A 7,939-nucleotide genomic window follows, 5' to 3' on the forward strand; every position below is an offset into this window, starting at 1 on the left:
ACATGTTATGTTATGCTAAATCCCGAACCTTAACCCAAATGAAAACGTTTTACCCGGCAATACCTGATCGGGATAATCCGGATCTTTCACCTTTTTTGCCGCCTTCCAGACGACCCCTAAATTGGAGACATTCAAATAAAGGTTGACGGAAGAAAAATAAGGGATGATCCGCTGATCAAGATGATAACCGATCTGAACGAATTGCAAGCGAATGTGATCGCCCTTTTCGATGTGTATCTCACTGTTCGAATAGATATCATCGCGCCCGTAAATGGTTTGCGGGTAGATAAAGGAGGGAACATTTGTCGTATGCTCGTCACCGGGGTTTTTCCATCTTTTGAGATAATCAGGGTGCGCATACCCGTTGTTGATTAGCGACGAATACATTATCGTACTATTGCGGAAAAAATAGCCAAATTTATACGTCATGTTTAGTTGCAAGGAAACACGCTTGAATTGTAATTCTTGTCGAAATGCTCCAAAATGCTCAGGAACGGCAGGCCCGATGTACACCACACCGCCACTCTTTTCTGCATGCCCGTAACCAGCATTGATAATAGCTGCGTAATCGTTGCTCAATTCACCGTTGAGATAACCTTGTGGGTTCCCTTCAGCATCGAGGCCTCCCCAACGAAATGCAGCCAAAGCGTACAACGGCTTTCCAACCACAGGGGTTATCATGCTGCCCGACGAAGACAATACCCTGGCAAGATTATCTTTATCGTCGGCGTAGAAGTAATCCTTTGTGATGCTACGGTTGAAATTATAAATCAGGGCCATATCCCATTTGAGACCATCATTTTGATCTACTACACGACCGTCCAGGGCGATATCTATCCCTTTCCCACTCATATTTGCTACGTTGGTAATCAACGTACTCTGTGCACCCCATACCAAGTAATCGTACCTTCTTGGACCATATAGATCTGTACCATCCTTAAAATAATAAGAGACGCTTCCTCGGAGCCTATTACGAAACAACGCGAAATCCGCTCCCAGATTAACCTGCCTTACCTGCTCCCATTTTAGAGAGGGATTCGGTATCGTGCCTATGTTTCCTCTTGGAAAGCCCCCGTCTTGTGGCGCATTGGTTGTGAATCCGATAACCGGAACGGCAGATTTCCTCAAATCGACATTTCCGCTATACCCCAAACTAGCTTTGAAACGGAGGGAGTTAATGGTCTTGGAAGAAAAAAAAGATTCTTTCGATAGGTCATACCCAAGGCCAACCGACCATAGCGGCTTCCATTTTTCATTCGTACTGACACCATAGAGATTGGAACCATCTTTTCGAGCGCTTGCGGAGACACTATACTTGTCCAAAAACAGGTAACTGAAATTACCGTAAATACTGACGAAGCGGTTGATTACGGAAGGCTCTATGATGGGGGCTCCAAGAATCGAGCTGCTTGACGAAGGGCGAGTGGGGTAGCTATTCACATGGTCCACCGATTGATAAGACAACGGGTCATTGATGTACCCGTAGGTAGTGCTCGAAAAGCCTTCCGTGGATACTTCCCGCATTTCGAAACCCATCATCGCTTGCACGTTGTGTTGTGCGAAACGCCGATTAAAATTCAGCTGGGAACGGAAATTATACGATTTGACGGCCGCCTGACTTCTGGATATGATGCCCCCTAAAGGTACAATGTATTTAACAGTTCTGTCGTTTTCCCCAATTTGCGCGAACCGATTAATCAGGTCCCTCGTGTAATAACTATCACCGTCGTGCTCATTGCTAATATCCGATTTTTGCTGTTGTACATGGTACATCACCTGCGCTGACAATCCTGGAATAATATCGTACCGGGTTTGTATGCTCGCACTTAGCTCGGAAATTTCGGATATGCGACGATCTTGAGTTCGATCGATCGTAGGGTAAAAATACCAATCTAATAAATCCCCTTGGCCAACGGTATCCAAATAGTGCTGACTATACCCTCTATAGATTGGTAAAACATTACCCGACGGATCGAAAAGTGGGACATAAGGGACGGATTGTCTAGATCCGACCCTAGTTAAAGAACCAAAAGGCTCAACCATGTCTTGCGTACCTCGGCGCCCCGTATAATAAACGCTAGTCTGAATCGTCAGTGGCTTGATAGGTTTGAAGGTATGATGGAGGTTTGCATTGTTCTTGCCGCTAGTGCTGCCGTAATGATCCGTGTTTTCATCGCGAGATGCCGATAGAAGCCAATTATACTTCGCGCTCCCACCACCTACATTTACAGCATATTGTTTCGTCAGGGCTTTCCCATAGAACGCATCTTGGTATTGCCGTCTTGTATCTACTGTTTTCAACCAGTCGATCATTGCTGCCGAATCAGCAGCGCTGATCTTGCCAGCCGACCGATCGGCAAATACTTTTACGGCAGGTGTAAGCGGTGTTGTAAGGCTATTCAAGATTCCGTTGAAATACCCGTTCTTGAACATCATTTCCTCTATACCGATATAATCGGCAGACGGCAATTGCGGAACATCGAACAGATTGGGTGCCGCAGTGACAATGGCACTGACATTGCCTTGTATGCTCAACGGCTGATTGAATTGACCTTTCTTAGTGGTAATCACGATTACGCCATTTCCTCCCCGAGCCCCGTAAATCGAGGTCGCTGCAGCATCCTTTAGAATGGCAACAGACGCAACATCGTTGGGATTGATGTTCTCTATGTCCCCTTCATAGACGAAGTTATCCAACACAATCAGCGGATCCAGGGGACCGTTGAGCGTGGAATGCCCCCTGATGACTATATTGGTTTTATTTTGCGGATTGTTGTAATTATTTTTACCGATGTTAAATGTCAATCCGTTCGTTACCCCATTGAGCCGGTCTAAGATATTGGTTCCGGCTTGTAAGTTTAACGTCCTGTTATCAATATGTACAATTTCTCCATTTATCTCATTTGCCTTTAAGGATTGATAACCTGTGTTGACCATCACTTCCACCTCCTCCAGTTCCGAAGGAACGGCTTTCAGCACCACGGAGCCGATGTCGGCCGCCGCCACGACGGTGGTCGAGACATACCCGATGTACGACAACTCCAACTGGTACCCCTCCGGCACATTCTTCAACTCAAAATACCCATTCCCGTCGGTCTTCGTCTGCAACGTGGTCCGCTTGCCTTTGTCATTGAGTACCCGTACGGAGGCTCCGGCCAACGGATTGCCCACGCTGTCCACAACACGGCCACGCACCTCGGGATAGGCGAGAATTAGCGTGGTGGCGGTCGTCGGCGGAGGGATCTCGTTCTTCCGCTCGGTAATGGCAATCATGCGGCCATCCACCTGGTAGGAGAGGGGGAGGCCGCGGAGCAGTTGCGTGAGCGCTTCCTCCACCGAGGCGTCGGCTACGGTGAAATCGACGCGCTTGTGCTTGGGGATGATGCGGCCGTCGTAGTACAGGTCGAATCCGCTTTGCTGCCGGATCTCGCGGAGTATGGTTTCAATGGGGGCGTTTTTGAGGCTGACGGTGATTTTCTGTGCGAAGCTTGCCGCACTCACCTGCATCAACGCCGCAATCAACAGTACGGTGGTCAATTGCATGATGCGTACATATTTTTGGTATACGGCGCTGCCTATACCGATGTTTAGGGTATATTTTTTATACATTTGTCATTGCGTTTGTTACCGCAGCCGGCTGTTAGGTTTGGACGCCCCTGCCGCTGCGGTGAAGTCAACTTCTGATTTCGGCAAACCGTGACCAGGAGTGTTTCCGCACTTCTGGTTGTTTTGTTTAAGGGGGGTTATGGGTAATCTTCTTCCATTGTTTTCTCGTTTTTTATGAATGATAGTATGTTATGATCCTTGTTTTACGACATACACCGTTCGGCCTTCCACGCGGAAATAGACTTGGCCCGCCCGCTCGATGAGGCGCAGCACGTCAGACAGCCGAGTATTGCGCGATATCCAGCCGCCGGCAATGAGGTCATCGGGTACCGACGCGTCATAGACCACGTCTACCTGATACCACCGGGCAATTTTGCGCATGGCAGCGCGGAAGTCGAGGCCGTTCAGCGCAAATTCGTCGCTTACCCAGTCGATCGCCTGTTCGGCGTTTGCCTGGCTGATGCGGATATGGCCACCCGCGTTGCGTGCCTGCTGGCCGGGTTGCAGTACCTCTTGACTGCCGTTGGCCGATAACCTGATCGACCCTTCCAGCAGTACCGTTTCAACGGCGGGTTCATCGGTATAGCCGCTGATGTTGAACCGCGTGCCCAGCACTTCCACCTCCTGGCCGGCGGCCTCCACAATGAACGGCCACTGCACATCCCTGGCCACCTCAAAGTATCCCTCGCCCGTGAGGCGTACCCGCCGTTGGCCTTCGTGCGCCCAACTGGCGGGGTATTCGAGCGAGGAGGCGGCGTTGAGGTGTACAAGTGATCCGTCGGGCAACCTTACGCGGTAGGTCTGCCCGCTGTCCGTGGATAGCGTGTTCCACATACCGGCGGCAGATACCGATGTCGCTTCGTAGGTCAGCAGCCCATCGTCGCTCTTGCGTACGATGACGCCCTGCTCGTGGGCCACCTCACCTGTTGCCGCTTCATCCAGTGCGATGCGCTGCCCGTTGCTGAGGGTGAGCGTGGCACCTGGTGCGCCGGGTGCAATATCGTTGGCGAATACGGAAAGGTGCGCCGCTTGGGGTGTCTGGCGATTAACGTATAGCCAAATCCCCACCGACAGCAACGCTGCCACCAAGGCTGCTGCGACCATTGCTGGGCGCCACCGCCGGAATCGGCGGATGCGTGGTGCAGGTATCCGATCCATCAGTGACAGCCATACGTCCCGACCGATGCGGTCCATCTCCCCGGCGAGCCGTTCGTCTTCCGCCGTGCGTGGCGGGGTCCGTTGTACTGCACGCTGGTAGGCGCGCTCCAGCTGCTTTCGTTCTTGCGGCGTAGCGCTACCGGACAGGTAGCTGTCGATTAAGCAGTCAAGCGGTGTGTCTCTTTCCATACGTCCTCCAACCACAAGACGCATGGCGGGTAGGGTAGGGGGACTTTTTATTTTCAGATTTCTAGGCAGATGCTAAGAGCAAGACGTAAAACCCTGCATAGCGGCCCAGTTTGGCCCTTAATAACCTGAGTGCGCGGTGGATTTGCTTTTTCACAGCCTCTTCCGACATCCCCAGCCGCTCGGCGATCTCTTTTTGCGTGAGAAAGGACTTGCGGCTCAGTTCGAACACTTCGCGCATTTTGGCCGGAAGCCTGGCGATTTCCGCATCGATCAGCGCCAGCAGTTCGCGCTCCTCGATTGCCTCCACGGTGGCGTTGTCCAAGCCGTCCAGCTCTTCCATCAGCAGCGAGACGAACTGGTCGCTCACCTTGCGTCGGCGGATCAGGCTGAAAATACGGTTGCGCATGGCTTTATAGAGGTAGCCTTTCAGGTTGACGCTCACATTCAGTTCGTCGGCTTTCTCCCAAAAAGCAAAAAACACATCTTGTACCAGGTCTTTGGCTTCATCCGCATCGGCCAATAGGTTATAAGCATGGAGATAGACCAGTTGCCAGTGCCGTTGGTACAGTTCGGTAAAGGCAAGCCTGTCCCGTTCCTTCACCAAAAGGAGCAATTGTTCGTCGGCAAACTCGGCATAGTTTTCCATGAAAAAGGCATTTCCAACCGGCCAATATTACTTAATTATTACGAAACTGCTAAATGACTGCGGCAAATTCCGTAAGCACGCCACATTGTAGGGTAGCCATTGCTTTTTTTGTTTGTGCTTGAGACCGCGCTGCTGCGTCCTGCCTGCTGTTCAACGGATTGAATTGCCCGATGATGGCATTGCGGATGCCATTGTCATAAAAATAAACCTTTGGTTTTGACTTCATTTTATTCCGCTGGATGGTAGAAAACGATAAGGAATTTAACAGTGAGCTGCATATTGGGTGATAGGGGGCTGCGCAATCACATGAAAGGCTTTTTATGGCTATAGCCAACCGAAATTGGGAGAACTCTACTTTTTTTTGTTTGATTATCAGCAGGAATAGGATAATCTTGAAACTGATTGAATTTGAAGTTTTTAGAGATTTCTGCTTCCGGTTTAGCGTATTGTTGGTGGACGCCCATCACAATCCCCAAGAAGGCTACATCAGTAAACTTTGCTTCTTGTTCCAGCCCGAACCGATCTTCGTTTATGTGTTTGCGGGCATCTTTGTATCTGCTTCTGTGTAATTCGCAACTTTTTTGATGTTGAAATTGCTGTATGCGTGCGAAACGAAGTTTCTTTTTTCAAAATGGTTTCCCAACTCAAACCTGCTTGGTTAATTTCCATAATCAAACGTCCAAACAATTCGTTGTCATCATGAATGGGAAAACCGTAGTAATTGTCGTGATATTTTTTGTGCAACGCCTTTTTTTCTTCGGATTGCATTGTTTCTATGGCTGTGCAATAAGACGTACTTTTTTTAATCTGTTATTTTCAACGACTGTATTTGTTCATCAATAATTTCAAAATGGTAGTGTAACACAATAGGGCTGCCGTCAAAATTTCCTGAAATTTCGGCTGATAAAATACTTGTCTTTTCTTCTGCGACAAAGTTAATAGGTTTCATTAAGGTTTTGAATTGTTCGTTTGCATTTGCAATCCAATTTTCAATTTCTTTTCGTCCGTTGTAGGTGTTTTCTTCGTCAAAAACTACGGCTGTATCTGAAAAACAGTTGGCATAAGCAACGCTGTCAAAGTTATCTTGTGCTTTTACTAAATCTGTGATTACTTTTGGTAAGTTCATTGTTCTAAATTTTTGAGATGATTAAATGGTGGGAATTGTGCCACCGTCAATTACAAACTCTGTTCCCGATAAATAGTTGGCTCTTGGTGAAACCAAGAAGCCCACCAATTCGGCAACTTCTTCGGGTTGTGCAGGTCTGCCGTAAGGAATACCGCCTAAACTTTTCATTACTTGCTGTATGGCTTCTTCAACCGTTATGCCTGTTCTTTCGGCAATTTCGTTCGTCATTCCTGTTGCACCGTCCGTTTTAATCCAACCCGGTGAAACCGTTAAAACTCTTACGCCTTTTGGCGAAACTTCTTTTGATAAACCTTTACTATAATTGATTAAGCCCGCTTTTGCGGCTGCATAAGGCAAAGTGCTGTCATATAGAGGTAACTTGCCTTGAATAGATGCAATGTGAATAATTACACCACTTTTACGTTCTATCATTTGCAGTAAAAATCTCCTGTCTAAACGAACAGGTGCAAGCAAATTTGTTTGTATGGTTTGTTGCCAATCTTCATCGCTCAAAACTGCAAAACCACCGCCTTGCGTTTCAGAACCACCTAAGTTGTTTATCAAAATGTCTAACCGCCCGAATTTTTGTAAAACTTCTGAAACCACTTTTTCCGTTCCTGCGGATTTGCTTAAATCTGCCGAAATAAAATACAGTTTTTCTTTTAGTTGTTCGGGTGCATTTCTTGCTGTTATGATAACCGTTGCACCTGCGTTAAGTAGTCTGTCGGCAATGGCTTTTCCTGTACCTTTTGTTCCGCCTGTTACCAAAGCAATTTTGTCCGATAACTCATTATTGAAATTAAATTCTTGTTCCATTTACTAAAATTTTGGTGCAAAGTTCAGAAGTATAACTGTTTCTGGCAATTACGGAAAACTGAATTGCATACGGATAAATTTTTCCCTATTGTGCATTTTTGAACATTGGGTTAATTTTGCAAGATGTATGAAAGAAAAATTCCGTTGAACCTGAATTGTGGTCTTGATTTGATTGGCGAAGTACTCTACGGCAAATGGAAAATTCGTTTGCTGTGGTTTATCAATGAGGGAAACAAACGCCCAAGCGAATTGCAACGCAAAATTCCCGATGCTTCACGTAGGGTTTTGAATATTCAGTTAAAAGTATCCGCCCTATGAACTACATGTTTGATTGCTGCACTATTTTCTTATAGTTCTGTGGATATAGGTCTTTCAGGTTCTTGTGGTTGATGGCCATG

At 47.5% G+C, this 7,939-nt stretch carries 8 protein-coding genes; 1 reads left to right on the forward strand and 7 read right to left on the reverse strand.

The annotated features are described in order from the left end of the window. Positions 1 to 15: 15 nt before the first annotated feature. From BM030_RS16055 to BM030_RS16080, 7 genes are all read right to left on the reverse strand, one after another. Entirely contained in the window at positions 16 to 3,609 is a 3,594-nt protein-coding gene (locus BM030_RS16055) for a SusC/RagA family TonB-linked outer membrane protein (RefSeq protein WP_090974620.1), read from the reverse strand. 186 nt (positions 3,610 to 3,795) lie between these two features. Beyond that, positions 3,796 to 4,953, reverse strand: coding sequence for a FecR family protein (locus tag BM030_RS16060; protein ID WP_170845775.1), 1,158 nt, complete (start codon positions 4,951 to 4,953; stop codon positions 3,796 to 3,798). Between the two features lie 61 nt (positions 4,954 to 5,014). Then, positions 5,015 to 5,599, reverse strand: coding sequence for an RNA polymerase sigma factor (locus tag BM030_RS16065; protein ID WP_090974622.1), 585 nt, complete (start codon positions 5,597 to 5,599; stop codon positions 5,015 to 5,017). A 49-nt stretch (positions 5,600 to 5,648) separates the two neighbouring features. Further along, positions 5,649 to 5,825 (reverse strand): hypothetical protein, encoded by a 177-nt coding sequence (locus tag BM030_RS19890; RefSeq protein ID WP_170845776.1) that lies wholly within the window; start codon positions 5,823 to 5,825, stop codon positions 5,649 to 5,651. A gap of 260 nt (positions 5,826 to 6,085) precedes the next feature. Next, positions 6,086 to 6,367: a DNA-3-methyladenine glycosylase I gene (locus BM030_RS16070; RefSeq protein WP_090974623.1), complete on the reverse strand. Its 282-nt coding sequence runs from the start codon at positions 6,365 to 6,367 to the stop codon at positions 6,086 to 6,088. A gap of 34 nt (positions 6,368 to 6,401) precedes the next feature. Next, on the reverse strand, positions 6,402 to 6,725 hold the full coding sequence (locus BM030_RS16075; RefSeq protein ID WP_090974624.1) for a nuclear transport factor 2 family protein: 324 nt from the start codon (positions 6,723 to 6,725) through the stop codon (positions 6,402 to 6,404). Between the two features lie 21 nt (positions 6,726 to 6,746). Further along, entirely contained in the window at positions 6,747 to 7,541 is a 795-nt protein-coding gene (locus BM030_RS16080) for an SDR family oxidoreductase (RefSeq protein WP_090974625.1), read from the reverse strand. A gap of 123 nt (positions 7,542 to 7,664) precedes the next feature. Here BM030_RS16080 and BM030_RS16085 point away from each other — a divergent pair, with 123 nt between their 5' ends. Further along, positions 7,665 to 7,859 carry a winged helix-turn-helix transcriptional regulator gene (locus BM030_RS16085; protein WP_317615120.1) on the forward strand — a complete coding sequence of 65 codons (195 nt, stop codon included), beginning with the start codon at positions 7,665 to 7,667 and terminating at the stop codon, positions 7,857 to 7,859. The last annotated feature ends 80 nt before the right edge of the window (positions 7,860 to 7,939 follow it).

This window comes from Parapedobacter composti (assembly GCF_900112315.1).
Lineage (GTDB): Bacteria > Bacteroidota > Bacteroidia > Sphingobacteriales > Sphingobacteriaceae > Parapedobacter > Parapedobacter composti.

Bases quoted from the DNA above. Each gene is read 5' to 3' on its own strand.
- BM030_RS16065 (WP_090974622.1), bottom strand. From the start codon at position 5,599: ATGGAAAACTATGCCGAGTTTGCCGACGAACAATTGCTCCTTTTGGTG.
- BM030_RS16080 (WP_090974625.1), bottom strand. From the start codon at position 7,541: ATGGAACAAGAATTTAATTTCAATAATGAGTTATCGGACAAAATTGCT.
- BM030_RS16055 (WP_090974620.1), bottom strand. From the start codon at position 3,609: ATGTATAAAAAATATACCCTAAACATCGGTATAGGCAGCGCCGTATAC.
- BM030_RS16075 (WP_090974624.1), bottom strand. From the start codon at position 6,725: ATGAACTTACCAAAAGTAATCACAGATTTAGTAAAAGCACAAGATAAC.
- BM030_RS19890 (WP_170845776.1), bottom strand. From the start codon at position 5,825: ATGAAGTCAAAACCAAAGGTTTATTTTTATGACAATGGCATCCGCAAT.
- BM030_RS16070 (WP_090974623.1), bottom strand. From the start codon at position 6,367: ATGCAATCCGAAGAAAAAAAGGCGTTGCACAAAAAATATCACGACAAT.
- BM030_RS16060 (WP_170845775.1), bottom strand. From the start codon at position 4,953: ATGGAAAGAGACACACCGCTTGACTGCTTAATCGACAGCTACCTGTCC.
- BM030_RS16085 (WP_317615120.1), top strand. From the start codon at position 7,665: ATGTATGAAAGAAAAATTCCGTTGAACCTGAATTGTGGTCTTGATTTG.